Origin of the sequence: Lentzea sokolovensis, assembly GCF_033949975.1 — a bacterium.
Classification (GTDB): Bacteria; Actinomycetota; Actinomycetes; order Mycobacteriales; family Pseudonocardiaceae; genus Lentzea; species Lentzea sokolovensis.
In genome coordinates, this window is record NZ_JAXAVU010000007.1 from 151,786 (window position 1) to 178,005 (window position 26,220).

The window sequence follows — 26,220 nt, forward strand, 5'->3', positions numbered from 1 at the left end:
TACCCGGTGCCTGGGGAGGGGAACACCATGAACCGTCTCACGGGACCTCGGTCACAACCGTTGCGTTCCTGGTTTGAGTCTGCAAGACTCAAACCATGTTCACGACACCGGAGGCGCTGGAACTGGTGGAGCGCGCCACGACAGCCGAGTCGCTGTTCGGGCCCCGCACCACCGACCCGGACCTGCGCAAACAGGCAAAACGCCGGTATCGCGCGCTGGCTTCGGTCCTGCACCCCGACGTGGTCGGACCGGGCAACACGCGGGCGCACCGGGCGTCGGCGAACCTGACCCGCCTGCACCACGAGTGGACGCACAGCACGAGCGTCGAACTGAGGACCAGGACCGGCGTCTACCGCATCGGCGAGCCGTTCGCGGTCGGCAGCGTCGCCAACCTGTACGAGGCGGACGGACCGCAGGTGGTCAAGGTGGTGCGCAACCCCGCTCTCAACCCGTTGCTGCACGGTGAATGGCACGCCCTGCGGGAGTTGGAGCGCTTCACCGACCGCAATCAGTGGCTGCGGCCCTACTACCCGCGGCTGCTCGACACGTCCGGCGATGTCGCCAAGGGCTCAAGGGCTTTCACCGTGCTGGACCCGCTCATCGACGGGTTCGTGACGCTGGCCGACGTCAAACGCGTCTTCCCGCGCGGGCTGGACGGGCGCGACTACGCGTGGATGCATCGCAGGTTGCTCAAGGCGTTGGCCGGCGCGCATCAGATCGGGCTGGTGCACGGGGCCGTGACCGCCGAGAACGTCATGGTGCACCCGGAACAGCACGGGATCGTGCTGGTCGGCTGGTCGTTCGCCGTCGAGTCCAACCAGAAACTGCTCGCGACCAGCAAAACCATCAGCTACCCGCCGGAAGTCACAGCAAAAGAACCGGTGACGGCCGCGACGGACGTCCACATGGCACACACGCTGATGCTCGGTCTCCTGAACCACAACGAACACAGGCAACAAGCGTTCGCAAAAGGCTGCTTGCAGGAACGTCCTGAACGCAGGCCTGACGCCGCCGACCTGCTGGGCGAGTACGACGAGCTGCTCGAAGAACTGTACGGACCAAGGGTTTTCCGCCCGTTCGCTCTGCCAAAAGGAGAATGACGATGGGACACGGCAAGTGGGATGACAACGCCTACGCGGCAGCCAAGACCTTCCGTGCGGCCAAGGGAATCGCCGACTTCGGCTACACCGCCTCGATCAAGGGAAACCCCGCGTCGAGCTGGAAGGCGGCGCCGAGCCTCGACCCGCTCAACGTCGAGTACCGCGAGTGCCGCGACTCGCCCGACCACGCCGACTCGACGCCGATCGCGGTGCTGTTCGACGTGACCGGGTCGATGGGCGCCGTGCCGCGGATCATGCAGGGCAAGCTCGGCAAGTTGCACGGACTGTTGCAGCGCAAGGGATATCTCGCCGACCCGCAGCTGATGTTCGGCGGGATCGGGGACGCCGACAGCGATCGCGTTCCGCTGCAGGTCGGCCAGTTCGAGTCGGACAACCGCATGGACGAGCAGTTGCGGGACATCTTCCTCGAAGGCAACGGCGGCGGGCAGAAGAGCGAGTCGTACGAGCTGGCCGCGTACTTCGTCGCGCGGCACGTGGTCACCGACGCGTGGCAGAAGCGGGGCAGGAAGGGATATCTGTTCATCATCGGCGACGAGCTGAACAAGCCGCGGCTGGAAGCCAAGCACATCCGCCGGATCATCGGCGACGACGTCAAGCAGGACATCGATCCCGTGTCGGTGTACCGCGAGCTCGCCCGCAAGTGGCACGTGTACTTCATCCTGCCCAACCAGTCGTCGTACTTCAACGACGACTCCATCGGTGAGCACTGGCGGACGATCCTCGGGCAGAACTTCCTCAAGCTCGACGATCCCGGCGCGGTGTGCGAGCTGATCGCCGCGACGATCGGCATGGAGGAACGGGTGGTCGATCTCGACCAGGCCCTGGTGGACCTCGCCGAGATCGGGTCGGTCGCCGAGAGCAAGGCCGTCGGCAAGGCGCTGGTCGCCGTCGGCAGCGCGGCACGCTCGATCACCGCCGCGCCGCTGGGCATCGACGGCCCCGATGACGTGGCGCTGAGCTGATGAACGATCACGTGATCGTCGTGGGGCTCGGGTTCGGCGACGAGGGCAAGGGGGCCACCGTCGACGCGCTGTGCGCCGACGGGTCGGTGTCCACCGTCGTGCGGTTCAACGGGGGAGCACAGGCCGCGCACAACGTGATCGCCGACGGACGGCACCACACCTTCAGCCAGTTCGGGTCCGGCACGCTCGCGGGCGTGCCGACCTTGCTCTCCCGCTACGTGCTCGTCGAACCGATCGCGCTGGCGACCGAGTCACGCGAACTGGAGGCGCTGGGCGTCGCCGACCCGCTCTCGCTGATGTCGATCGACGCCCAGGCGCTGCTCACCACCCCGTTCCACGTGGCCGCGAACCGGGCCCGCGAGAACGCACGGGGCAAGGACCGCCACGGCTCGTGCGGCAAGGGAATCGGCGAAACCGTCTGGTACGGGCTGCTGGAGGGGACGACCAGGGGAGTGGTCGTCGAGGGGCAGGAGGTCATCGGCGAGCCGGGTCCGGCCCCGGTCGTCGGTGACTGCCTCGATCCCACCGCGTTGCGGCGCAAGCTGGACGCGCTCGCCAGGTTCTACGAGCCGCTGGTCGGAGACGGCGTCAGCGTGGACGAGCTGGTCATGCTCTACCGCTCGTTCGCGGACGCCGTCCGGATCACGACCGACGACGTCGGGCGACTCGCGGACGCGGGACGGCTCGTCTTCGAGGGTGCGCAGGGCGTTCTGCTGGACGAGACCTACGGCTTCCACCCGCACACGACCTGGTCCACCACCACGCCACGCAACGCGAAAGCGCTGCTCGGCGGCCGAAAAGCCCGTGTGATCGGCGTGACCAGGACCTACCAGACACGGCACGGCGCGGGCCCGCTGCCGACCGAGGACCAGGCCGTCCTCGACCGGTTCCCGGAGGCGCACAACGGCACCGGGGAGTTCCAGGGTGCCTGGCGGGCCGGCCACCTGGACGCGAATCTGTTGCGCTACTCCGTCGATTGCTGTGGGGGTATCGACGGCTTGGCCGTGACGCACCTGGACGCTCGTGGCTTGAAGGTGGCCGCGGGTTCGAGCCTGGACGACCTTCCCGATCCCGTGGCCTTCCTGGAGGAACTGCTCGATGTCGACGTGCTCGTCGCCGGCGCGGGGCCGACCAGGGCGGACTACGTGGTGCGGGACAATCCACGACATGATCGAGTCGACGTTGGTGTCGGTGGACGTGATCGTGCTCCGGTTTGATCCGGACGCACGTGCGGTGCTCGTGGGGGTGGCGTCGCGCGCGCAGGAGCCGTTCGCGGGCGAGTTGGCACTGCCCGGCGTGCTGCTGGGCAGGGGTGAGCGGCTGCGCGACGCGACCACGAGGGCCGTCACGGGCAAACTGGGCCTCGCTGCGGAGTCCGTGACGGCGACCGGCCAGCTCGCCACGTTCGACGAGCCTTCCCGTGACCCGCGCGGCCCGACGTTGTCGATCGCGTTGTGGGCCACGGTGACCAGGCCGACCGGTGACGTGGCGGTCTGGAGCCGGTTCGACGACGTGCCCGCGCTGGCGTTCGACCACGACCGGATCGTCGCCGACTGCCGGCCGCTGCTGGCGGACAAGCTCTGGCGGGACGTGCCGTTCACCGCGGGCCTGCTCGGGCCCGAGTTCACCACGGCGCAAGCGCTCGACGTGACCGAGTCCCTGACCGGCGACCGGCCCTATCCCGCCAACCTGGGCCGCACCATGGACCGTGTGCCCGGCCTCGCACGCACCAGCCAGCACGCGTCGGCGCTGCCCAAGGGAGGCCGTCCGCCGCTGGTGTGGAGGTTCAGCGCAGGGGAAGCTCCGGCTTGAAGAGCCAGCGGGTGAGCAGGTCCCGATGTCCGGCCAGCGCGAGGAAGTCCTCGGTCGTCACCACGCCGTGCCGGTTGCGGGCACACCATTCCCGCAGCAACGCGAAGAACGAGTCGTCGCCCATCTCGCGCCGCAGGGCGTGCAACGTCAAGGCTCCGCGCTTGTAGACGCGGTCGTCGAACCAGTCGGCGCGTGGCGGCCGTCCGATCACGAGGTTCTGCGGCAACCGACGCAACAGATCCCGTGCGCTGGCAGCACAAGCGTCGGCGGAGCGGCCACCGGAAGCCTCGGACCACAACCACTCCGAATAGCAGGCGAAACCTTCGTTCAGCCAGATGTGCTCCCACGCGGCGATCCCGACCGAGTTGCCGAACCACTGGTGCGCCAGTTCGTGCGCCACCAGCCGTTCCGAACCCCGCCGCCCGTCGACGTGGTTGGCGCCGAACGTCGAAAGTCCTTGCGCTTCAACAGGAACGTCCAGCGCGTCATCGGTCACCACGACCGAGTAACGCGCGAACGGGTAGGGCCCGAACAACGACGAGAACAGTTCGATCATGGCGTTCTGCCGGCCGAAGTCGTGCGCGACGAGCCTGCGCAGCCGGGCCGGTGCCCACACGTTCGGCAGCGCCTCGACGTACTGTCCGATCTGGACGGTCGCCAGGTAGGTCGCCATCGGCGCGGCCATCGAGTACGTCCACTTGGTCGTGCTGCCGGAGACCTTGCCGTCGACCAGCACCCCGTTGCACACCACCGTGTACGGCGAGGGCGCGACCACTTCCAGGTGGTACGAGGCCTTGGAGGAGGGCTCGTCGAGGCACGGGAACCACGACGGCGCACCGATCGGCTGCGACGCCACGATCGACCCGTCCGTGAGCTCGTCCCAGCCGAGGTCGCCCCACTCCGGCGTCGAGACCGGCACGGGCGTGCCCGAGTACCGGACCTCGACCGAGAAGGCCCCGCGCACGGCCGCGCGGATGTTCAGCACACCACCCGCATGCCCGTAGCGCGCCGGCTTGCCGTTCACCAGCACCTTCGAGATCCGCAGTGGACCGAAGGACAGCGAGAACGACGACAGCGAGGTGCAGGAAGCCTGCAGCACCGCACGCCCGGACAGGCGCGCGGAATGCGGCTTGTAGTCAAGCTCTAGTGCGTAATGATGTACGGAGAAGCTCATGTCCACGCGGAGATCGGGTTGCCCAGCCAACGGGTTCCCGACGGTACATCCTCTCCGCGCATGACGAGCGACGCGGGTCCGATCGTCGTGTGAGCGCCGACGGACGCGCCGGGCAGCACGATGCCGTGCGGGCCCAAAGTAGCGCCCTCCGCGAGCGAAACCCGGTCCATGCGCAGGATCCGGTCGTGGAACAGGTGCGTCTGCACGACGCAACCGCGGTTCACCGACGCGCCGGCGCCCAGCGAGACCAGGTCCGCCTCGGGCAGCCAGTACGACTCGCACCACACGCCACGGCCGACCGACGCGCCCAGCGAGCGCAGCCACAGGTTCATCAGCGGCGTGCCACCGGAGAACCCGATCAGCCACGGCACCGCGAGCACTTCGACGAACGTGTCCGCGAGCTCGTTGCGCCACACGAACGCCGACCACAGCGGATACTCACGCACCTTGAAGCGGCCGACGAGCGTCCACTTGGCGGCGACGGCCACCAGGCACGCGGCCACACCGGCGCCCAGCAGCACGACGCCGGCCCACCAGAGCCCGAACTCCTTCAACGCGAACAGCACGAGCACGACGAGAGCCACGTTCAGCATCACCGGGACGAACCGGCACAGCTCCACCAGCGCCCGCGCCCACATCAGCCTCTTCGGCGGGTTGAACGTGCGCGACTGGTCCGACACCTCGGCGGAGCGCGGCAGCTTCATCGGCGGCATGCCCAGGTACGACGACCCGGCCTTGGCCCGCTTCGGCGCCGCCGACAGCACGCCGACGAGCCCGCCCTTCGGCACGTTGCGGCCGGGCGCGGTCATGCCTGAATTGCCCAGGAACGCCCGCTTGCCCACGCGGGCCGTGGCGATGCGCAGCCAGCCACCACCGAGTTCGTAGGTCGCGACCATCGTGTCGTCGGCCAGGAACGCTCCGTCGCCCACTCGGGTCATCTTCGGCAGCGCGACCACGGTGGACGCCTCGACGTTGCGGCCGACCTTCATGCCGAGCAGCCGCAGCCACACCGGCGTGAACAGCGACGCGTACAGCGGGAACAGGGCCGTGCGCGCGTTGTTCATCAACCGCTCTGTCGTCCACGCCGCCCACGCCACGCGGCTGTGCACGGCGTAGTAGCCCTCGCGCATGCCGATGCCCAGCAGCCGCACGGCCACCAGCACGATCAGCGCGTACGAGCCGAACCAGATCGCGGACGCGACCGGCACGTCCCACAGCGCCGAAGTCAGGGAAACAGGCCTGCGCAGCACGTAGAGCAGGGCCGGAGCGGCCGCCAGCAGCGGCAGCAGGGCCAGCAGGCCGGACGAGACGCCGTACATCAGGTTCCAGAAGCGCGACCGCGTGGGACGACGCGACGGGAACGAGCGCGACGCCTTGCCCTCACGGGTGGCGGGCACGCCTGACCAGCGCTGACCGGTCGGCACGGACCGGACGACACCCGAACCGGGCGCCACCTCGGCCTTCTTGCCGATCCGCGCGCCGGGGAACAGCGTGCTGCGCGCACCCACGGTCGCGCCCGCGCCGATCCGGATGCGGCCGATGCGCAGCCTGTCGCCGTCCAGCCACCAGCCGGACAGGTCGACCTCGGGCTCGACGGCGGCGCCGCGCCCGACCTTCAGCATGCCGGTGACCGGCGGCAACGAGTGCAGATCGACTCCGGGGCCGATCTTCGCGCCCAACGCCCGCGCGTAGTGCGTGACCCAGGAGCCGGAAAGTTCGGTGGCGCGCGACATCTGCGCCAGCATCTCGGCTGTCCACAGTCGCAAGTGGACGGATCCGCCGCGCGGGTACTCGCCGGGCTTCACACCGCGCAACAGCAGCCGCGCGCCACCGGCGGAGATCGCCAGCCGTCCGGCAGGGCTCAGGAACACCACGAACCCCGCGGCGACCCACCACCACGACACGGAGGTCCAGCCCAGCACGTTCGACAACGCCGTCAGCCCCACCACCCAGCGCGCGCCGGAGATCGTGAGCAGCGGGATCATCAGCAGCGTCTGCACCACGCCGGTCCAGCGCGGCGTCGGCGCGACCTCGTGCACTTCAGCGGTGGAGCCGTACGACTCCAGGCGGCGGGCCAGCTTGTACAGCGTCGGGTTCTGGTAGATGTCCTGCACCGACGTGCTCGGGTACCGCGTGCGGATCATCGAGACGAGCTGCGCGGCGCCCAGCGAGCTGCCGCCGGACGAGAAGAAGTTCGCGCCCTCGGAGGCCGGTCCGGAGCCGAGGACCGCGGCCCACTGCTCCGCGAGCCAGCCTTCGAGACCGGAGAACACCACGCCCGCGGTGTCCATCGACGCCAGCGGCCACGGCAGCGCGGCGCGGTCGACCTTGCCCGACGTGCGCGTCGGCAGCGTCTCGACGACGGCGATCAACGGGACGAGAGCGGCAGGCAGTTCGCCGCGCAACTGCTCGACGGCGGCTTCCTGGTCGAACTCGCCGTCGACCACCACGTAGCCGACGAGGATCTGGTTGCCGCCACGGGTCGTGCGCACGGCAGCGGCGGCACCGGCGATGCCGGGCAGCGCGGCCAGCGCGGAGTCCACCTCGCCGAGTTCGATCCGGCGGCCGCCGAGTTTGATCTGCTCGTCCGCGCGGCCGAGGAAGACGAGGCCTTCCGGCTCGGCGCGGACCATGTCACCGCTGCGGTACGCGCGGTCCCAGCCCATCGAGGGCAGCGGCGCGTACTTCTCCGCGTCCTTGGCTTCGTCCAGGTAGCGCGCCAGGCCGACGCCGCCGATCACCAGTTCGCCGGACTCGCCCATCGGCACGACCTCGCCCCGTGCGTCGACGACGACGAGTTCCCAGCCGTCCAGCGGCAGGCCGATGCGCACGGGACCGGTGCCGTCCATCCGCGCGGCACAGGCGACGACGGTCGCTTCCGTCGGCCCGTAGGTGTTCCAGACCTCGCGGCCGTCCACGGCGAGCCGCTCGGCCAGTTCGGGCGGGCAGGCCTCGCCGCCGAAGATCAGCAGCCGCACGTCGTCCAGTGCCTCCACCGGCCACAGCGCGGCCAGCGTCGGAACCGTGGACACGACGGTGATCTCCTGCTCGACCAGCCACGGACCCAGGTCCATGCCGGTGCGCACCAGCGAGCGCGGCGCGGGCACCAGGCAGGCGCCGTAGCGCCACGCGAGCCACATCTCCTCGCAGGAGGCGTCGAACGCGACCGAGAGCCCGGCGAGAACGCGGTCCTCCGGCCCGATCGGCTCGTCCCGCAGGAACAGGCGCGCCTCGGCGTCCACGAACGCGGCGGCGCTGCGGTGCGTGACGGCGACGCCCTTGGGCTTACCGGTCGAACCGGACGTGAAGATGATCCACGCGTCGTTGTCCAGGCCGGGTTCGCCGGGTACGCCGAGAGTGGTGCCGTGCGGCACAAGGGATCGGCCCTCGCCGAGCACGGCACTCACTTGTGCCTCACCGAAAACGAGTTCGGCGCGCTCGTCGGGGTCCTCGAAGTCGACGGGCACGTAGGCCGCGCCGGCCGCGAGGGTCGCCAGGATCGAGACGTAGAGGTCGACGGTCCCGGACGGCACGCGAATGCCGACCCGGTCGCCGACCCCGACACCTTCGGCGTTGAGCTTTTCGGACAGTTCCTGAACTTCGGTGATCAGTGCGCGGTACGTCAGCGCGGTGGTGCCGTCGTCGACGGCCAGCGCGTTCGGGTGCTTCTCGGCACTCGCGCGCAGGATGTCCAGGAGGGTGCGCGGTGTGGGCGCCTCGCCTGCGGTGAACATCGATCGAAGGACAACGGGTTCAGCCGCGATCGTCACTTGAGCGTCACTTCTCACCCTCTCGGCAACTGGTAGCTGAGCAACTTTACAGTGTTGTTACCAATTACCTCTCGCTGGAGTACGCGCCCTCACAGGTGACCTCAGTCACCGCAACACTTTCGAGTGACTTCCTTGCGTTGTGGCGCGCGAGGTTCCACTCCCGCCAGTCCTGCTCGACGGTGCGATTCTTCATCCACCGCAAGGAACACGAGCGTTCATACGCGGGCAACCGGACCAACGCCGGGACCGCGTCCTCGGACAGCTGCGACAGGTAGTAGGTGTCGATCTTCTTCGTCGCCTCGAACCGCGACACGTTGTAGTCGGCGACCACCCGTTCGGGGTTCATCGCCACCACCGCGAGGAAGAAGGCCGCACCGGTGGCAACGATCGCCTTCGGCAACCAGTTGGCGCGCAACGAGATCCCGCTAGCGATCACCATCAGGTACACCACGGCCAGCCACACCTCGCACGAAATGACGAGCAGCCGCAACACCGTCCAGCCATACGCCTGCTGGTAGAACCACATGCGGCTCAACGCACTCGCCACGATGACCAGCGTCAGAACAGCGAGTGAACCGAGCAACACCCGCAGCCACAACTGTTCTTGCTTGGTCTTCTTCACGGCGAACCGCGCGACACCGGCGATCACGCCGAGCGTGAGAATGGTGACCCACAGCAGCTGCCAGAAACCGGTCCGCGCGTACTCGGCGAACGTCACGCCCGCCGTCTTCATCACGTAGGCCTCGCCACCGAACAGAACCGCGAGCTGCGTCCCCACGAACCCGGTGAACAGCAACACGAGCACGCCGACGGGCAACCCGTAGTCCTTGAGCTGCAACGTCCCGGGCTTGCCCTCCACGTCCTCGTTCATCTGCGGAGGCGCCGCCACGAGGTAGCAGGCACCCAGAGCGCCAAGCGCCGCAACAACTCCGTAGAACGTCTTCTGCACGTAGACGCCGACTTCGAGATCCGGCACCAGACCTTCGAGGAAGTCGCTGAAACTCTTGTCCGCCCCGGCCAGCAACGACCCGAAGACCAGCAACAACACCAACGCCACACCAACGGAGACGAACGGCCGGATCCCGATCGGCCCCCGCCTGCGGAACCCCTTGGCAACCCACGGAATGGACCGCAGCCCGCCCAGCCCCACGCCCAAGGCGCCGAACACGAGCCCCTTGACCGTCTTGCCCCCGGCCATGGCGATCGACCCGCACAGCATCGACGCCATCAGCGACAGCGGGAACACCCACTCCGCCGCGCGCAGGAAGCCCATCGCGAGGAACGCCAGCGCGCCCGCCAGCCACAGCGCACGCTCGACGGTCGGCTTGCCCGCGTAGAACAGCACCCCGCCGATGCCTGCAAGCCCTGCGAGGAACCAGCCGATGCCGTTGTTCGGGACGGCGAGGAACGCTCCGGCCAGGCCTGCGATCAGGCCCGCGACCAGGGCTTTGCTGGGCGCGCCGGTCGTGGGTGGGCGCCACCAGGGCAGGAACGGGAGGCCCGGCGTCTGCATGGCCACGGCCGCAGCTGGGACATGGGGCAGGCGCTGGAACGGTGCCACCGGAGGCAGGGTGGCGGTGGCGGTGACGACCGGCGTCGGCTGATCTTGTCGGACCTCCTGAGTAGGTTGAGTTGTAGGGGTTTCCGGTTCGGGGGTACCCCTGCGCGAGCCTGCCTCGGCCTCCAGCGCAGCCTCCTCCTCAGCCTTCTCGGGCTTTTCCTTCGGAACCTCCTCGACCTTCGCAGGTTCCGGCGAGCCCCCAGCGCCCGCCGGCTCCCCATCCCCGGTGACGGGCCGATACCCGACCTTCCGGAAGTTCCGGTACTTCGGCCGCCCAGCGGCCTTCTCCCCAGGCGTCTCAGACGAGTCAGCCGATGGCGTCGAGTCAGTCATGTCTCTCTCCCAAGCCCGGAAACGGGCGTGCTTCACCGTCACACCGCCCAGCGGTGCGAACAAGGTCAGACGAAAGGTCAGTTGAAGGTCAGCGGGGCAAAGTCACCTGGATGCACGACCCGGGTTCCACCACGGCGATCGTCCCGCCGTGCAGGTCCACCACCCACCGGGCGATGGCGAGCCCGAGCCCGGTCCCGCCACCGCCCGCCCTCTCCCCTCGGGTGAACCTCTCGAAGATCCGCGACCGCTCGGCCGGCGCGATTCCCGGCCCTTCGTCCCGGACCTCCAGCACCACAGCACTCACGGACGCGTACCCGGACACGGACACCAACCCCCCGGTGGGTCCGTGCCGGGCGGCGTTGTCCACCAGGTTCACCAGCACCTGGTGCAACCGCTCCCCATCAGCGAAAACAGTCAGATCCCCGGCAACGTCGATCGAGAACGAGGCAGCGGGAGCCGCCACCGCGGCCTCCGCCACCACATCGGCCACCAGAGACGACACCGACAACGTCTCCCGCTTCAGCGACAGCACCCCGGCATCGATCTTCGACAGGTCCAGCAGCTCGGTGACCAGCCGCCCCAGCCGTTCGGTCTGGGCCAACGCGGTCCGCATGGTCGCGGCATCCGCGGACGCCACCCCGTCGACCACGTTCTCCAGCACGGCCTGCAAGGCGGAGATCGGTGTTCGCAGCTCGTGCGACACGTTCGCGATCAACTCCCGCCGCTGCTGGTCGGCCGCGGCGAGATCGGCCGCCATCACCGTGAACGCCTCCGCCAGCTGCCCGACCTCGTCAGAAGACGTGGCACGGACCGACCGCGAGTAGTCCCCGGAAGCCATCGACCGGGCAGCGGACGTCATCTCCCGCAACGGCGAAGTCATGCCGTGCGCGAGCAACTGCGAGGTCAACAGGCCCAGAACAAGTGCGATCAGAGTCGTCCGAGGTGGCAGCCACCCGGTCACGTAACGGAAGTAGGCGAACGACACGCAGCCGGACACCACGATCACGATCCCGAGCTTGAGCTTGATCGACCGCACCGAGTCCAGCGGACGCGGCAGCAGGTCCAGCAGATCCAGCAACCGCTTCACGAAGACACCTGCCGGCTAGGCACCTCCAGCGCGTACCCCACCCCGTGCACGGTCCGGATCAGGTCGGCGCCGAGCTTGCGCCGCAACGCCTTCACGTGCGAGTCGACCGTCCGCGACGAAGCTCCCTCGTGCCACCCGCAAGCCTCCGCCAGCAGCCGTTCCCTGGCTTGCACGGCGGAAGGCCGCTCAGCCAGGAACACCAGCAGGTCGTACTCGGTGGGCGTCAGATGAGCCTCGACGCCGGAACGGGACACCCGGCGCGAAGCCAGGTCGATCAGCAGATCCCCGAGCTCCAGCGACTGCGACGACACCGCACGGGACACGCGCCTCAGCAGCACGTGCACCCGCGCCGCCAGTTCGCGCATCGAGAACGGCTTCGTGAGGTAGTCGTCGGCCCCCACGGCGAGCCCGACCAGCAGATCGGTCTCGTCCCCCCGCGCGGTCAGCATCAGCACCGGCACCGAACGCGACGCCTGGATCCGGCGGCACACCTCGAGCCCGTCGAACCCCGGCAGCATCACGTCCAGAACCACCAGGTCAGGCACGAAGGACGCGGCGAGCGCCACCCCGGAAGGCCCGTCATGAGCCACCGCCACCACGAAGCCCTCCGCACGCAGCCGCACGGCCACGGACTCGGCGATCGTGATGTCGTCCTCCACGACGAGCACCCTGCGCTGACCTGTCATGCCGGCGACTTTATGGGTATGTCGTGGAGGACGCCGGGACAAGTTGTGAAGATCGTGTGCAGACCCGCGAGGTAGGTTCGCTCCATGAACGTCCTCGAAGCGGTCCTGGAGAGGATCACGTACGCCAACGAGGACAACGGCTACACCGTCGCCAAGGTCGACACGGGCCGAGGTGACCTGGTCACGGTGGTCGGCGCGCTGCTGGGCGCGCAGCCGGGCGAGTCGATCCGCATGCGCGGCACCTGGGGTTCGCACCCGCAGTACGGCAAGCAGTTCCTCGTCGACGACTACACGACGATCCTGCCCGCGACGATCCAGGGCATCCGCCGCTATCTCGGCTCCGGCCTGATCAAGGGCATCGGCCCGGTGCTCGCGGACAAGATCGTCACCCACTTCGGCGTCGACGCGCTGGACGTCATCGAGAACGCGCCCGAACGCCTGATCGAGGTCCCGAAGCTCGGCCCGAAGCGCACCAAGCTCATCGCGGACGCGTGGGAGGAGCAGAAGGCCATCAAGGAGGTCATGGTCTTCCTCCAGGGCGTCGGCGTCTCCACGAGCCTCGCCGTCCGCGTCTACAAGCAGTACGCGGACAAGGCCATCGACATCGTCAAGAACGAGCCGTATCGCCTGGCCAGTGACGTGTGGGGGATCGGCTTCAAGACCGCCGACGTGATCGCGAAGGCCGTCGGCATCCCGCACGACAGCCCGCAACGCGTCAAGGCCGGTCTGCAGTTCACGCTCTCCGAGGCCACCACGAACGGCAACTGCTACCTGCCGGAACAGGCCCTCATCGCCGAGGCCATCAAGATCCTCCAGGTCGACACCGGCCTGGTCATCGACTGCCTCGCCGAACTGGTCGAGGAAGAAGGCGTCGTCCGCGAGGAACTCCCGGACGACGAGATCGCCGTCTACCTGATCCCGTTCCACCGCGCGGAGATCTCGATGGCCGCGCAGCTCAAACGCCTGCTGCACGCGGACAACGACCGCATGCCGAGCTTCGCCACCGTGAACTGGGACAAGGCCCTCGCCTGGCTGGGCACCGACCTCGAAGAACACCAGTCGGCGGCGGTGAAACTAGCGCTCACCGAGAAGGTCGCGGTGCTGACCGGCGGCCCCGGCTGCGGCAAGAGCTTCACGGTCCGCTCGATCGTGCGGCTGGCCAAGGCGAAGGGGGCCAAGATCGTCCTGGCCGCCCCGACCGGACGCGCCGCGAAGCGCCTCACCGAACTGACCGGCCACGAGGCCCGCACCGTCCACCGCCTGCTCGAACTCAAGCCCGGCGGCGACGCGGCGTACGACCGCGACCACCCGCTCGACGCCGACCTCGTGGTCGTGGACGAGGCCTCGATGCTGGACCTGTTGCTGGCCAACAAACTCGTGAAGGCCGTCCCGCCCGGCGCGCACCTGCTGCTCGTGGGCGACGTCGACCAGCTGCCGTCCGTCGGCGCGGGCGAGGTGCTCAGAGACGTGCTGGCGCAGGGAAGTCCGATCCCGAACGTCCGGCTCACGCACATCTTCCGCCAGGCCCAGGAGTCCGGCGTCGTCACGAACGCCCACCGCATCAACAGCGGCGACTACCCGATCGTCCAGGGAATGCCGGACTTCTTCCTGTTCAGCACCGACGAGGCCGAGGAAGCGGCCACGCTGACCGTCGACGTCGTCGCGAACCGCATCCCGCGCAAGTTCCGCCTCGACCCGCGCAGGGACATCCAGGTCCTCGCCCCGATGCACCGCGGCCCGGCCGGCGCGGGAGCACTCAACACCGTGCTCCAGGAAGCCCTGACGCCGTCGAAGGACGGCCTGCCCGAGAAACGCTTCGGCGGCAGGGTGTTCAAGCTCGGCGACAAGGTCACCCAGATCCGCAACAACTACGACAAGGGCAAGAACGGCGTCTTCAACGGCACCCTCGGCGTCGTCATCGCGCTGGACCCGGTCGAGCAGAAGCTGACCATCCGCACCGACGAGGACGAGGAAGTCGACTACGAGTTCTCCGAACTGGACGAGCTCAGCCACGCCTACGCCATGACCATCCACCGCTCACAGGGCAGCGAGTACCCGTGCGTGGTCATCCCGATCACGACCAGCGCGTGGATGATGCTGCAACGCAACCTGCTCTACACCGCCGTCACGCGCGCGAAGAAGCTCGTGGTGCTCGTGGGCAGCAAACGAGCCATCGGCCAGGCCGTGCGCACGGTAGGGGCGGGCCGCCGCCACACGGCATTGGCCCACCGCCTCCGGACGAGCCAGAACTACACCGACGTCAGGTAGTCGGTGATCAGCCGCGACCACGGCATCGCGGACTCCAGTGCGATCGCGTGCCCGCAGGCGATGTCGGAGTACTTCGAGCCGGGGATCAGGTCCGAGACCTCCTTGCCCAGCTCCCGTGACAGCAGCTGGTCACCGGACGCGCCGATCACCAGCGTCGGCTGCGTGATCTGCGGCAGCAGCTCGGTCAGGTCGATCTTCAGGATCAGGTCGACGTGCGCGGGGGAGCCGGTCGGCACGCTCGCGCCGATCAGCTCGGCGAAGCCCTCTGCCTGGGCGGGCGTGAGCCGGGCCAGGTACTCCCTGCTGCACATCACCGAAAGGATGAACCTCGACAGCACCGAGCGGGACCCGTCGAGCAGCGACTTCCACTCGTCGATCTTCGCCTTGGTCGCGGCGTCGATCTTCGTGAACGGCGCGCTCAGGACCAGCCCGCGCACCCGGTCCGGGTGCCGGACGGCCGCCGTGGCGGCGACCGCGCAGCCCATCGAGTAGCCGGCGACGAAGAACGACTCGTGCCCGGCCTTGACCGCCACGTCCACCAGATCGTCGGCGAGCTTCTCCAGGTCGAGAGCACCCGACGCCTTCGGCGAGCCGCCCGAGCCGGGCAGATCCGGCGCGATGACGGTGAAGTACTGGGTCAGGGTTCCGAGGATCGGTCCGTAGTTGGCCTGGATGCTGCCGCCCGCGCCGTGCACGAGCAGGAGAGCAGGGCCGGTGCCCTTGACGACGGTGGACAGGCCGGTCATGCGGAACCCCCGAGATTTGTCAGTCCATGCTGCGGACGATGGTCGGCTCCAGCCCCTCGTCGTCGTCCGCGAGAGAACCGCGCCAGGGGAAGTCGAGCAGGGAGATCTCAGCGACACCGTCGTTGTACAGATGATCCATGGCTTGCGCTCCCGTTTCTTCCGGTGGCTGGGTGTCTGCGAACCTCGCTGTTCGTCGAGTCGGTTTCGGCCTTGAAAGCACAATAACCGCTGCGATGCTGGGTGAAATCCTATTGATTTTCGTCACAGCGCGCCAAGTGGGCGCTTTCTCCGTCCCAAGATCCGGACGGTAATCATCCGGTCGGTCGAACGGACTGGCGGTGATCAGCGGAACGGTCGATCATCGTTGATCATGAGGACCGCCGTCGCCCTGTTCGCCTGCCTTGCCCTGCTGCTGAGTCCCGCGCCGGCGCCCGCGGAAGGTCCACAAGCGACATACGTGCTGCGTGTGCCGGCGCCCAAGGGTGATTCTGCCCAACGGTTGTTGCGCCTCGGTTACGACGTGTTGGAACAGCGTGACGGCGACGACCTGTTCGTCGTCGGCGACCCGCAGACCTCGCAGAAGCTCCGCGCGGACGGCTTCCCGTCCACAGTTGAGACGGCGATGCCTCCGACTCAACGGGCGCCGCGCTCACTGGCGGACACGACTTATTACGGCGGCTATCGCACCATCACCGCGCAGTTCGCTCACCTGGACGAAGTCGCTCAAGCGCATCCCGATCTCGCCACGGTCGTCGACTACGGCGACTCCTGGCGCAAGACCCAGGGCAGCGGCGGATACGATCTGAAGGCCATTTGCATAACGCGGAAAAGCCCAGGTGACTGCGCATTGACGCCCACCGCGCCAAAGCCGCGCCTGTTCGTGATGGGCCAGCTCCACGCACGTGAAATCACCACCGGCGACATGGCGTGGCGGTTCATCGACGACCTGGTCGGCTCGGACCTCACCGCGATGCTCTCCGACCTGGAGGTCTGGGTCGTCCCGATCGCCAACCCGGACGGCGTCGAGATCGTCGAGTCCGGCGGCGACTCGCCCGTCCTGCAGCGCAAGAACGCCAACGGCACCTGCACGTCGGGCTCACGCGGCGTCGACCTCAACCGCAACGCCGGCTCGCACTGGGGCGAGGTCGGCTCGTCCACGAACAAGTGCAGCGAGACCTACCGCGGCACGCGCGCCGACTCCGAGGTGGAAGTCCAGGCGCTGGAGTCGTTGTGGCGCAAGCTCTACCGCGACACTCGCGCCCCCGGCGACACCGCGGCCGCCTCCGCCGACACGACCGGCGCCGTGATCTCCATGCACAGCTACGGCGACTACGTGCTGTTCCCGTGGGGCTGGAGCACGCAGAAGACCGGCAACGACGCGGCCCTGCGCAAGATCGCGAACGACATGGCCGAGCTGTCCGGGTTCACCGCCGGCCAGCCCGGCGAGGTGCTCTACAACGCGTCCGGCGCCACCGACGACTGGGTGTACGACGACCTGGGTGTGCCGAGTTTCGTCTGGGAGATCGGCGCGCGCTCTGGCAAGTGCGGTGGCTTCCTGCCGCCGTTCTCGTGCCAGAAGGACGTGCATTGGCCGAAAGTGCGTCCCATGCTCGTTTCGGCCATGAAAGCAGCGAAACGCCCGTACTGACGCTGAACGGAGCAGGGGACACCCCTAGGGCGCGCGTACGACTGAAGGTGGATGCGCGCTGACACCGTGGCTCGACAGGGTGTCAGCATGGGGATTCGATTGGTAGCCACAGTCACCGCGACGAGCCTGCTGGCTCTGACCACCGCGGGGGTCGCCTCGGCGGACACGTCGAGCGTCGACCGCAAGGTCGTCCAGCAGGCTTTGGACCAGATCACGCAGAGTGGGGCGGCTCTGGGCGTGCAGGCCAGGGTCACGGACGGACGGCAGCGCTTCACCGCCAGTTCCGGCACGGCCGAGCTGAACACCAGCAAGCCGGTGCCGGAGAACGGCCGGTTCCGCGTCGGCAGCATCACCAAGACGTTCGTGTCGACCGTGACGCTGCAACTCGCCGGTGAGGGGAAGGTCGACCTGGACGCCCCGGTCGTCCGCTACCTGCCCGGCCTGATCGACAGCCGCATCACCGTCCGCCAGGTCCTGCAGCACACGAGCGGACTCTTCAACTACACCAACGCGTTGCCGCTCAACCCGGACGAGTTCGAGCAGATCCGCTACAAGAGCTGGTCGCCGCAGGAGCTGCTCGCGCTCTCGACGTCCAAGCCGCTCGACTTCGAGCCCGGCACTCGGTGGAACTACTCCAACACCAACTACGTCGTCGCCGGCCTGCTGGTCGAGAAGATCACCGGCAAGCCGTACGAGAAGGCCGTCGAGCAGCGCATCCTGAAGCCGTTGCACCTCAACGACACCGAGTTGCCCGGCGACAAGGCCGGCATCAGCGGCCCGCACGCGCGCGCCTACTGGACCGTCAAGGGCCAGCCGAGCGAGATCACCCGCATGAACCCGTCGGTCGCTTGGGCGGCCGGCGAGATGATCTCCACGACCCGCGACCTGGACACGTTCGTCACGGCGTTGTCGAGCGGCAGGCTGCTCAAGCCCGCGCAGCAGCAGGAGATCAGCAAGACCACGGCCGTGAGCCCCGAGTACGGCCTCGGCCTGCAGGTGGAGACCCTGCCGTGCGGCACCAAGGTGTGGGGCCACGGCGGCGGCATCCCCGGCTACTCGTCGCAGCTGCTGACGACGCCGGATTCCAAGAAGCGCTTCGAGCTCAACGCCACCAGCGGCCCCACCGAGGGCAACCCCGGTGACGCCTTCAACAAGCTCCTCACCGAGGTCTTCTGCTGATCATGAGACTGGTAGCCGCACTCACCGCGGCCACCCTGCTCGCCACGGCCGGTGTCGCCTCCGCGGCACCGGCCCGGCAGGGGGCCGTGCAAGAAATCATCGACCAGCTCACGACGTCCGGTGGCGCACTGGGCATCCAGGCGCGCATCAACGGACGCGACACCGTCCGTTCCGGCGTCGCCGAGCTGGGCTCCCGCAAACCCGTGCCGCACAACGGAACCTTCCGCGTCGGCAGCGTCACGAAGCCGTTCGTGTCGACCGTGGTGCTGCAACTCGCGGGCGAGGGGAAGCTCGAGCTGGACGCGCCGGTGTCACACCATCTGCCCGGCCTGGTGGACGACCGCATCACCGTCCGGCAGTTGTTGCAGCACACCAGCGGCCTCTACAACTACACGGACGCGTTGCCACTCGATCCCGCAGGCTTCCCGTCGATCCGTTTCAAGACCTGGACGCCGCAGGAGCTTCTCGCGGTTTCCACGTCGAAGCCGCTCGACTTCGAGCCCGGCACGCGGTGGAACTACTCCAACACGAACTACGTCGTGGCGGGCCTGCTCGTCGAGAAGATCACCGGCAGGCCGTTCCAGCAGGCGGTCGAGCAGCGGATCCTGAAGCCGTTGCGGCTCACGGACACCGTGCTGCCCAGGAACTCGGTGGAGGTGCCCGGCCCGCACGCGCACGGCTACTACCCCGATGCCTCCGGCAAGCCCGTGGACGTCACGCGGCTCAGCCCGTCGTGGGGCTGGGCGGCGGGGGAGATGATCTCGACGACCCGCGACCTGGACACGTTCCTGACGGCCCTGCTGGCCGGAAAGCTGCTCAAACCCGTGCAGCAGAAGGAACTGACGAAGACGTCGGCGGTGAGCCCCGACTACGGCCTGGGCCTCGCGGTCGCGTCGTTGCCCTGCGGCACGACGGTCTACGGCCACGACGGCCAGATCCACGGCTACGGGACGATGATGGTCGGTACGCCCAACGGCAAGCGCCTCGAACTGTCGCTCACCGAGGCGGCCGACGGCGCGAGCCCTGGTGACGGTTACTCCCGTTTGCTGAACCACGTGTTCTGCTGATTTTCGGGCAGAACAAAAGGGGAGCTGGGTTGACCCAGCTCCCCTCCCGGCGTTCGAAGAACTAGTTGAGACCGCTCTTCATCGCTTTGACGAGCTCACCGTTCGAGGTGTCTCCGGACATCTCCCAGAAGAAGGCGCCACCGAGACCCTGGGTCTTCGCGTAACCCATCTTGCCGTTGATGGTGGACGGGGTGTCGTAGCTCCACCACTGGTCACCACACTTGGCGTAGGCCGTACCCGCGACCGTGCCCGTTGCGGGGCACTGCGTCTTGAGCACGTTGTAGTTCTGGTTGCCCGGCTCGATGCCCGGCGCGGGGCCGGTAGCCGTGCCACCAGGAGCGTCCTGCGTCACGCCGGACCAGCCGCGGCCGTAGAAGCCGATGCCGAGCAGGAGCTTGCTGGACGGAACGCCCTTGCCCTTCAGCTTCTGAATCGCCGCGTCGGAGTAGAAGCCCGGCGTCGGGATGCCGTTGTAGGACGTCAGCGGGGAGTGCGGAGCCGTGGGGCCCTGCGCCGCCCAGGAACCGAAGTAGTCGTACGTCATGACGTTGTACCAGTTCTGGTACTGCGCGGCACCGGCGTAGTCAGCGGCGTCGATCTTGCCGCCGGCGGTGCCGTCAGCCGTGATCGCCGAGGTGACCAGGTAGTTCTGGCCGAAGCGATTGCGCAGCTTCTCCATCAGCAGCCGGTAGGCGTCGAAACCGCTCGCGTCGCAGCTCAGGCCACAGGCGTTCGGGTACTCCCAGTCGATGTCGATGCCGTCGAACAGGCTCGCCCAACGCGGGTCCTCGAGCAGGTTGTAGCAGGAGTCCGCGAAGTCCTGGCGCGACTTGTCGTTGGCAGCGGCCGCGCCGAAGCCACCGGACCAGGTCCAGCCACCGAAGGAGTACAGCACCTTGATGTGCGGGTACTTCTTCTTCAGCTTGATCAGCTGGTTGAAGGCACCGCGCACCGGCGCGTCCCACACGTCAGCGACGCCGTCGACCGACTCGGCCGCCGTGTAGGACTTCTCGATCGCCGGGAACGACTCACCGATCACACACTTGCCACCAACCACGTTGCCGAACGAGTAGTTGATGTGCGTGATGTTGGCGGCCGTGCCGGAGGTGTCGATGTTCTTCGGCAGGTAGTTGCGCGCGGGGTACGTGCCCCACTCGGTGAAGTAGCCGAGGTTGACCTTGCCACCGGGCTGCGGACCACCGGTCGTGGTCGTCGTAGTGGTGGTCGTGGTGGTGGTAGTCGTCGTGGTCGACGTAGTGGTGGTGGTCGTCGGGTTCGTCCCGCCGGCCTCACACGAGCCACCGTTGAGCTTGCAGTTGGTCGGCGCACCGAACGCGCCGGTGTAGGAGCCGTTGAAGCCGAAGCTCGCCGACCCGCCGACACCGATGCTGCCGTTCCAGGTGTTCTTGACCGTGACGGTCTGGCCGCTCGTCGTGTACGAGCCGTCCCACAGCGAGGTGACCTTGTGGTTGGCGGGGAGCGTGAACTCGACGGTCCACGACGTCAGGGCCGCCGCGCTGTTGTTCTTGATCGTGTACTTGCCCTCGAAGCCAGTTCCCCAGTCAGAACCCTTGGAGAACGTGGCGGAAACGCCACCGGCACCGCTAGCAGCGGGCACGACGACGATTCCGAGGACCATCGCGGCGACAGCCGCGAAGAGAGCAGCTAGATGCCATCGGAACTTGGACATCGGTCTCCTCAGTCGCAGGGGGTACCGGAACGATGTGGTTTAGACCACTCGAAGGTCAAGGTCTAGACCTCTGCCGTCACTCGAATGGAGCAGTCCGAAAACGGTTTAGGTGCCCTGGTTGTCCTGTCTCTGTCTAGTTGGTTAACTATTGGAGGGGTTCCGAGACGACAGCCCTTCGGGTCGAGTTTCACCTGAGCGACTGCACAAAGAGGACGGTCGGTCCTAACTTCGTTCCATGCCAAAGCGTTTCTCCACCGCGCGTGGGCGGGAGTTCGGCGACGCGGTACGAGCTGCTCTGTCCGCCACGGGCATGACCGCACGCGAGATCTGCGAGAAGATCGACTGGGACCCCGGCAAGCTCTCGGACCTCATGAACGGCAAGGGCGGTTGCTCAGAGGTGGACGTCGCGATCCTGCTCAGCTTCTGCAGAATCGCTCCAGAAGAGCGTGAACACCTGCTGCGGCTCTTCCGCCAGACTGACACCAAGGACTGGTGGCAGCAGCACGGTGCGACTCAGCCGATCCGCCCCCGGACGTTCATCGAGCACCTGCAGAAGGCGAAGAAGTTCATCGCCTGGTCGCCGCTGGCCATCTCAGGGCTCCTTCAGCTGCCTGACTACACGCGAGCGGTGTGCCTCGCCGCAGGCAAGGGCAAACCCGCGGAGATCGAAGAACGTGTTGCGATACGCCAGAGCATGCAGGAGGTGTTCCGGCAGCGTCTCGACTGCGTGTTCTACGTTCACGAGCAGGTCTTGCTGCTGCCCGTCGGCGGCCACGAAGTGCTCCGCGCACAGCTGCATCACCTGCTGGAGATGTGGGTACGCCCGTACATCGACATCAGAGTTGTGCCCACCGCTGCGGGTGCGCACGCTGGCCTTGCCGGATCGTTCAGCCTGATGGAGTTCGACCGGATCGAGAAGGTCGTCTTCGTGGAGGCGGAGAACTCCAGCCTCGTCATCGAGGCGCCGGTAGCCGTCGAGGGCTACAGCGATGTGCTCACGTCCCTCGAAAAGATTGCGCTGGATGCGGAAGAATCCAGAAAGAGGATCTCCAAGCACGCGACCTGACGAGGAGCCGGGATGTGGCGTAAGAGCAGCTATAGCGCGAATGCGGTGGACTGCGTCGAGGTCGGCCGTGGCGTCGGCATCCGTGATACCAAGGCTCCCGCCACCCACCTCGCCGTCGCCCCTGGCTCGTGGTCCACGTTCCTGCTGTCCGTGAAGCTCGGCAAGTTCGCACGTTCGGGTCAAACCGACTAGTCCGCCGAGCGTCACCCCCGCCCGTTCCCAACGATGAGGACGTGAACCTCACCGTTCCTGAACAGGCAAAACGCAAGCCAAGCCTCGACTCGGTCCAGGCCGCCATCGCCGACCTGCGCGCAGGCCGCCCGGTGATCGTGGTGGACGACGAGGACCGCGAGAACGAAGGCGACCTGATCATGGCCGCCGAACACGCCACCCCGCGGGCGCTGGCGTTCTACGTGCGGCACACGAGCGGCCTGATCTGCGCGCCGGTGGCCCCCGAGGTCGCCGACCGGATGCGCCTGCCGTTGATGGTCCAGGACAACGAGGACCCCGAAGGCACCGCCTACACGGTCTCGATCGACGCCAAGAACGGCATCGAGTCCGGCATCTCCGCCGCCGACCGCGCCCGCACCCTGCGCGTCCTGGCCGATCCGGCGAGCACCCCGCAGGACGTGCGCCGGCCCGGTCACGTGTTTCCGTTGCGCGCCAGGGCAGGTGGCCTCACCGAACGGCGCGGGCACACCGAGGCCGCCGTCGAACTGATGCGGCTCGCCGGGTTCGCGCCGGTCGCGGTGATCAGCGAGGTGTGCGACGAGGACGGCGGCGTCGCGCGGTTGCCGCAGCTCAGGGCGTTCGCGGACCAGCACGGGCTGAAGCTGGTGTCCATCGAGCAGCTCGCGGCGTTCGTGCCGGAGAGCGTGGTGGCGCGGTGACGCTGCTTGCGACCGTCTTCGACCTCGACGAGACCCTCGTCGACAGCGCCGCGACGTGGAACCAGGTGATCGGCGCCGTCGCGGCCCGCCACGACCACCGCTGGACCTCCACCGACTGGACGGCGATCCAGGGCACGAGCACGGCGAGCTGGAGTGCCTACCTCGCCGAACGGTGCCACGGCCTCACGCCGGAGCGCGCCGCGTCGGAGTGCGTGGACGGCATGGTGGACGCGATCGCGCGCGGCACGTTCGGGATGCTGCCCGGTGCCGCGGAACTCGTTGCCCTGGCGGCCGAACTCGGGCCGGTCGGGCTGGTCTCGGCGTCGCCGCGGCGGTACGTCAGGGCCGCTGCGTCGGCGTCCGGGCTGCGCAGGCACGTCGAGGCGATCGTGACGGGCGACGACGTCGCGAACGGCAAGCCCGCGCCCGACCCGTACCTGCTCGCCGCCCGCAAGCTCGGCCTCGACCCCCTGAACGTCCTCGCGGTCGAGGACTCGGCGTCGGGCATCCGCTCGGCGCACGCCGCGGGGATGACCGTGCTCGCGATTCCCAACGCCACCACGGCCCGCGACGCAGACGTCCTGAAGCTGGCTGCCTGCACGGCGTCCGATGCCCGTGTCGCGGCCAAGGAGATCTGCCAGCTGTGGGTGAACGTGTACGCGCTCAGCCGATAGCGCGTTCCGCTCCCCAGGCCGCGATGTCCTCGCGGCTCTGCAGCCCGAGCTTGTCCCGCAGGCGCTGCAGCCGCGAGGCCACCGTCCGCAGCGACACGTTCAGCCGGTTCGCGATCTGCTGGTTCGTCAGTCCCGTGGCGAGCAACGCGATCACGCGCCGTTCGTGGTCGTCCAGCGAGTCGAACGCGGCCTCCGTGCGATCGAGCCACACCTCGTCCTGGATGAACGCCTCGGTCTCCGCGGCGGTCAACGGAGTGGAGGCGGCTTCTGCGCGCGCGACGGACAGCATCAGCCGTGCGGTGCGCATGGCCACGGCGACCTTCTCCGCCCAGAACGGATTCGGCACCACGCCGACTGACCGCCTGAGCGCGCGTCCCGTCGCTTCGATCCGTAGCGCGCGCTCAGCCTGACCACGCGTCACGGCGACCACGGCCAGGCCTTCCAGGGCGTCAGGGGCGGTCAACGGGTTGATGCCGTCCATCCGCAACGCCTCCTGGAAGGCGTGCGTCGCCTCGTCCAGGTCGCCCTGCGCCAACGCGACGGCGCCCCGTGTGGTCAGTGCGGAGGCGATGCGCGCGGGCATGCCCGACGCGCGCGAGATCGGCAACGCCTTCATGACGTTCTTCTCGGCGCGTTCGTGCTTGCCCAGAGACAACGCCGTGCGCGCGAGGTCCACCAAGCACGCCGCACGGGCGAGAGGCTCGCCCAGCAACTCCGCGACCCGCAGGCACTCGGTGCTGTTCGCGTTCGACGCCTCCCACTCGCCGGACGACTGCTGCACTGCCGCCAGCGTGCTGCGGCAGCTCATCGCCAAGGCCGTCGAGCTGTCCGGCACCAGCCGCGACGCCTCGCTGGAGAGTTCGACGGCCTCGTCGTGGTCGCCCTGCTCGGCCGCGAACCGGGCGGCGTGGTTGAGGGCCACGCACCGGTAGTCGTCCCTTGTGGACGGTCGTCGCAGCGCGTCCCGAAGCATCACGCGCGCCTGGCCCAGCCGTCCGCGCCGGGCAGCGCAGTCGGCCAGTGCGGAGGTCAGCAGCAACAACCGTTCGTCATCGCGATCCGCCGCCCACTCGACCGTGCCGAGCAGGCTGTCGACGTGGTTGTCGAGCTTGAGCTGCACGTCCGCGGGCACCGACAGCGGCGCGGTGATCAGCACGTCCGAGAGGTCGGTGAACCAGCGGGCCAGCGCCTCGTAGGCCATGTCCAGCTCGCCGGCCGCCAGCAGCTTCTCCCTGGCGTGCAACCGAACCGACTCCAGCTGCCGGAACCGGGTCGTGCCGGGCACGGCCGTCAGCAACGACTTGGCCTGCAGCCGGGACAGCACGTCCAGCACCGGTTCCGCGGAGCGTTCCGACGAGCAGACCTCGGTGGCCGCGGTCAGGTCGAAGCCGCCGTCGAACACCGAGAGCCGCCGCAGCGCGAACTGCTCGTCCGGCTGCAACAGCTGGTAGCTCCAGTCGATGGCTTCACGCAACGAACTCTGGCGCGACGGCGACTTGCGGCAGCCCAGCGTCAGCAGCTCCAGCGGCTCGTCCATGCGGTCGCAGATGTCCGCGACCGGCAGCACCTGCACCCAGCGCGCGGCCAGTTCGATCGCGAGCGGCATGCCCTCCAGCCGTGCGCACAACAACGCGACCGCGGCGATGTTGTCGAGGGTCAGCCGGAAGTCGGGCTTGCGCTCACGGGCCCTGTCCACGAACAGCTTCACGGCCTCCGAGCGCGGCGCCGCCGTGGTGACCAGGTCTCGATCCGTTGAGGGGACAGGTAAACCCTCGACGTGGAAGCTGACCTCGCCGGTGATCCACAGGGCTTCGCGTGACGTCGCGAGCACCCGCACGCCGGGGCAGCGGTTCAGCAGCATGTCGGTGAGTTCGGCGCACGTGTCGAGGAGGTGTTCGCAGTTGTCGAGGACTACGACCGCCTTCATGTTCTTGAGCGTCTCGACCACGGTGGCGCGCAACGGTTCGTCGGACTCCGCGGCCACTCCGAGCGCGTCGGCGAGGGCCGGCACGACGTCTCGGGAAGCGGTGATCTCGCCCAGCGCGACGAGCAGGACCCGGTCCGTTCGCCCGCGCCGCAACCGTCCCGCGGCCTCCAGCGCGAGCCTCGTCTTGCCCGCACCCGCACTGCCCACGAGCGTAACGAGACGATGCCTGCGCAACAGCTGGTCGAGTTTCGACAGCTCCTGCTGACGGCCGATGAACGTGTCACGCGCTGCGGGCAGGTTCGAGAGGACGCGCAGGTTCTGCCTGGTGGGAGGCGTTGTCGTGGAAACGGTGGCACGGCGGCGATACGCCCGTTGGCGGCACGCGTTGGAGCAATAGGACCTGCGTTGCTCGGAGGTGGCGGGAGGCATCGTGCCGTCGCACAGTGCGCAACGTCCGCTGCTGGTCATGAGTCCCTCTCCTCAAGCCGTAACGGCAGGCTGTTGCTGTCTCGATGTGGTGTTCGCGCAGGTCGTAAGTAGTGGGCCGTTATGTGCAACC

At 68.1% G+C, this 26,220-nt stretch carries 20 protein-coding genes; 12 read left to right on the forward strand and 8 right to left on the reverse strand.

Going from position 1 to position 26,220, the window contains the following annotated elements:
• Positions 1–95 precede the first annotated feature (95 nt).
• Genes SK854_RS13010 through SK854_RS13025 form a run of 4 tightly spaced genes read left to right on the forward strand, consistent with a single transcriptional unit; the run spans position 96 to position 3,895 of the window.
• Positions 96–1,100, forward strand: a complete 1,005-nt coding sequence (locus SK854_RS13010) for a protein kinase family protein (protein WP_319975325.1) — start codon at positions 96–98, stop codon at positions 1,098–1,100.
• A gap of 2 nt (positions 1,101–1,102) precedes the next feature.
• Complete coding sequence (locus SK854_RS13015) at positions 1,103–2,083, forward strand: hypothetical protein (protein WP_319975326.1); 981 nt, start codon at positions 1,103–1,105, stop codon at positions 2,081–2,083.
• Positions 2,083–3,300, forward strand: a complete 1,218-nt coding sequence (locus tag SK854_RS13020; RefSeq protein WP_319975327.1) for an adenylosuccinate synthetase — start codon at positions 2,083–2,085, stop codon at positions 3,298–3,300. Before SK854_RS13015 ends, SK854_RS13020 begins: the two co-directional genes overlap by 1 nt.
• Positions 3,251–3,895, forward strand: coding sequence for an NUDIX hydrolase (locus SK854_RS13025; protein WP_319975328.1), 645 nt, complete (start codon positions 3,251–3,253; stop codon positions 3,893–3,895). Before SK854_RS13020 ends, SK854_RS13025 begins: the two co-directional genes overlap by 50 nt.
• On the opposite strand, the gene SK854_RS13030 is transcribed toward SK854_RS13025, so the two are convergent.
• From SK854_RS13030 to SK854_RS13050, 5 genes are all read right to left on the reverse strand, one after another.
• Positions 3,870–5,069, reverse strand: a complete 1,200-nt coding sequence (locus SK854_RS13030) for a M1 family metallopeptidase (RefSeq protein ID WP_319975329.1) — start codon at positions 5,067–5,069, stop codon at positions 3,870–3,872. The two genes, SK854_RS13025 and SK854_RS13030, sit on opposite strands and share 26 nt — an antisense overlap.
• On the reverse strand, positions 5,066–8,803 hold the full coding sequence (locus SK854_RS13035; RefSeq protein ID WP_319975330.1) for a Pls/PosA family non-ribosomal peptide synthetase: 3,738 nt from the start codon (positions 8,801–8,803) through the stop codon (positions 5,066–5,068). The genes SK854_RS13030 and SK854_RS13035 overlap by 4 nt, the downstream gene beginning before the upstream one ends.
• A gap of 100 nt (positions 8,804–8,903) precedes the next feature.
• Positions 8,904–10,400 (reverse strand): DUF4153 domain-containing protein, encoded by a 1,497-nt coding sequence (locus SK854_RS13040; protein WP_319975331.1) that lies wholly within the window; start codon positions 10,398–10,400, stop codon positions 8,904–8,906.
• A gap of 421 nt (positions 10,401–10,821) precedes the next feature.
• On the reverse strand, positions 10,822–11,820 hold the full coding sequence (locus SK854_RS13045; RefSeq protein WP_319975332.1) for a HAMP domain-containing sensor histidine kinase: 999 nt from the start codon (positions 11,818–11,820) through the stop codon (positions 10,822–10,824).
• Positions 11,817–12,506 (reverse strand): response regulator transcription factor, encoded by a 690-nt coding sequence (locus tag SK854_RS13050; RefSeq protein WP_319975333.1) that lies wholly within the window; start codon positions 12,504–12,506, stop codon positions 11,817–11,819. Before SK854_RS13050 ends, SK854_RS13045 begins: the two co-directional genes overlap by 4 nt.
• 84 nt (positions 12,507–12,590) lie before the next feature.
• On the opposite strand from SK854_RS13050, the gene recD2 reads away from it, so the two are divergent.
• A complete protein-coding gene (gene recD2, locus SK854_RS13055) occupies positions 12,591–14,774 on the forward strand; it encodes an SF1B family DNA helicase RecD2 (RefSeq protein WP_319975334.1) in 2,184 nt (727 codons plus the stop codon).
• Here recD2 and SK854_RS13060 read toward each other — a convergent pair.
• On the reverse strand, positions 14,756–15,520 hold the full coding sequence (locus SK854_RS13060; RefSeq protein WP_319975335.1) for an alpha/beta fold hydrolase: 765 nt from the start codon (positions 15,518–15,520) through the stop codon (positions 14,756–14,758). The two genes, recD2 and SK854_RS13060, sit on opposite strands and share 19 nt — an antisense overlap.
• 370 nt (positions 15,521–15,890) lie before the next feature.
• Here SK854_RS13060 and SK854_RS13065 point away from each other — a divergent pair, with 370 nt between their 5' ends.
• The 3 genes from SK854_RS13065 (at position 15,891) to SK854_RS13075 (ending at position 19,414) form a co-directional block, all read left to right on the forward strand.
• Positions 15,891–17,168 (forward strand): M14 family zinc carboxypeptidase, encoded by a 1,278-nt coding sequence (locus tag SK854_RS13065; RefSeq protein WP_319975336.1) that lies wholly within the window; start codon positions 15,891–15,893, stop codon positions 17,166–17,168.
• Between the two features lie 87 nt (positions 17,169–17,255).
• Complete coding sequence (locus SK854_RS13070) at positions 17,256–18,347, forward strand: serine hydrolase domain-containing protein (RefSeq protein WP_319975337.1); 1,092 nt, start codon at positions 17,256–17,258, stop codon at positions 18,345–18,347.
• Positions 18,348–18,349: 2 nt separating this feature from the next.
• On the forward strand, positions 18,350–19,414 hold the full coding sequence (locus SK854_RS13075) for a serine hydrolase domain-containing protein (protein ID WP_319975338.1): 1,065 nt from the start codon (positions 18,350–18,352) through the stop codon (positions 19,412–19,414).
• Between the two features lie 61 nt (positions 19,415–19,475).
• Here SK854_RS13075 and SK854_RS13080 read toward each other — a convergent pair whose 3' ends face one another.
• Complete coding sequence (locus SK854_RS13080) at positions 19,476–21,104, reverse strand: glycosyl hydrolase family 18 protein (protein WP_319975339.1); 1,629 nt, start codon at positions 21,102–21,104, stop codon at positions 19,476–19,478.
• A 235-nt stretch (positions 21,105–21,339) separates the two neighbouring features.
• On the opposite strand from SK854_RS13080, the gene SK854_RS13085 reads away from it, so the two are divergent.
• From SK854_RS13085 to SK854_RS13100, 4 genes are read left to right on the forward strand one after another with little or no spacing between them, the layout of a single operon-like run.
• Positions 21,340–22,170, forward strand: coding sequence for a helix-turn-helix domain-containing protein (locus SK854_RS13085; protein WP_319975340.1), 831 nt, complete (start codon positions 21,340–21,342; stop codon positions 22,168–22,170).
• Between the two features lie 12 nt (positions 22,171–22,182).
• Positions 22,183–22,362: a DUF397 domain-containing protein gene (locus tag SK854_RS13090; RefSeq protein WP_319975341.1), complete on the forward strand. Its 180-nt coding sequence runs from the start codon at positions 22,183–22,185 to the stop codon at positions 22,360–22,362.
• Positions 22,363–22,403: 41 nt separating this feature from the next.
• A complete protein-coding gene (gene ribB / locus SK854_RS13095; RefSeq protein ID WP_319975342.1) occupies positions 22,404–23,060 on the forward strand; it encodes a 3,4-dihydroxy-2-butanone-4-phosphate synthase in 657 nt (218 codons plus the stop codon).
• Positions 23,057–23,734, forward strand: coding sequence for an HAD family hydrolase (locus SK854_RS13100; RefSeq protein ID WP_319975343.1), 678 nt, complete (start codon positions 23,057–23,059; stop codon positions 23,732–23,734). The genes ribB and SK854_RS13100 overlap by 4 nt, the downstream gene beginning before the upstream one ends.
• Here SK854_RS13100 and SK854_RS13105 read toward each other — a convergent pair.
• Positions 23,724–26,129: an ATP-binding protein gene (locus SK854_RS13105; protein ID WP_319975344.1), complete on the reverse strand. Its 2,406-nt coding sequence runs from the start codon at positions 26,127–26,129 to the stop codon at positions 23,724–23,726. The genes SK854_RS13100 and SK854_RS13105 overlap by 11 nt on opposite strands.
• Positions 26,130–26,220 lie beyond the last annotated feature (91 nt).

Coding starts and splice junctions, on each gene's coding strand:
- SK854_RS13080 (WP_319975339.1), bottom strand. CDS start 21,104: ATGTCCAAGTTCCGATGGCATCTAGCTGCTCTCTTCGCGGCTGTCGCC.
- SK854_RS13075 (WP_319975338.1), top strand. CDS start 18,350: ATGAGACTGGTAGCCGCACTCACCGCGGCCACCCTGCTCGCCACGGCC.
- SK854_RS13065 (WP_319975336.1), top strand. CDS start 15,891: ATGAGGACCGCCGTCGCCCTGTTCGCCTGCCTTGCCCTGCTGCTGAGT.
- SK854_RS13050 (WP_319975333.1), bottom strand. CDS start 12,506: ATGACAGGTCAGCGCAGGGTGCTCGTCGTGGAGGACGACATCACGATC.
- SK854_RS13105 (WP_319975344.1), bottom strand. CDS start 26,129: ATGACCAGCAGCGGACGTTGCGCACTGTGCGACGGCACGATGCCTCCC.
- SK854_RS13070 (WP_319975337.1), top strand. CDS start 17,256: ATGGGGATTCGATTGGTAGCCACAGTCACCGCGACGAGCCTGCTGGCT.
- SK854_RS13020 (WP_319975327.1), top strand. CDS start 2,083: ATGAACGATCACGTGATCGTCGTGGGGCTCGGGTTCGGCGACGAGGGC.
- recD2 (WP_319975334.1), top strand. CDS start 12,591: ATGAACGTCCTCGAAGCGGTCCTGGAGAGGATCACGTACGCCAACGAG.
- SK854_RS13090 (WP_319975341.1), top strand. CDS start 22,183: ATGTGGCGTAAGAGCAGCTATAGCGCGAATGCGGTGGACTGCGTCGAG.
- SK854_RS13025 (WP_319975328.1), top strand. CDS start 3,251: ATGATCGAGTCGACGTTGGTGTCGGTGGACGTGATCGTGCTCCGGTTT.
- SK854_RS13010 (WP_319975325.1), top strand. CDS start 96: ATGTTCACGACACCGGAGGCGCTGGAACTGGTGGAGCGCGCCACGACA.
- SK854_RS13085 (WP_319975340.1), top strand. CDS start 21,340: ATGCCAAAGCGTTTCTCCACCGCGCGTGGGCGGGAGTTCGGCGACGCG.
- SK854_RS13030 (WP_319975329.1), bottom strand. CDS start 5,069: ATGAGCTTCTCCGTACATCATTACGCACTAGAGCTTGACTACAAGCCG.
- SK854_RS13060 (WP_319975335.1), bottom strand. CDS start 15,520: ATGACCGGCCTGTCCACCGTCGTCAAGGGCACCGGCCCTGCTCTCCTG.
- SK854_RS13035 (WP_319975330.1), bottom strand. CDS start 8,803: ATGTTCACCGCAGGCGAGGCGCCCACACCGCGCACCCTCCTGGACATC.
- SK854_RS13015 (WP_319975326.1), top strand. CDS start 1,103: ATGGGACACGGCAAGTGGGATGACAACGCCTACGCGGCAGCCAAGACC.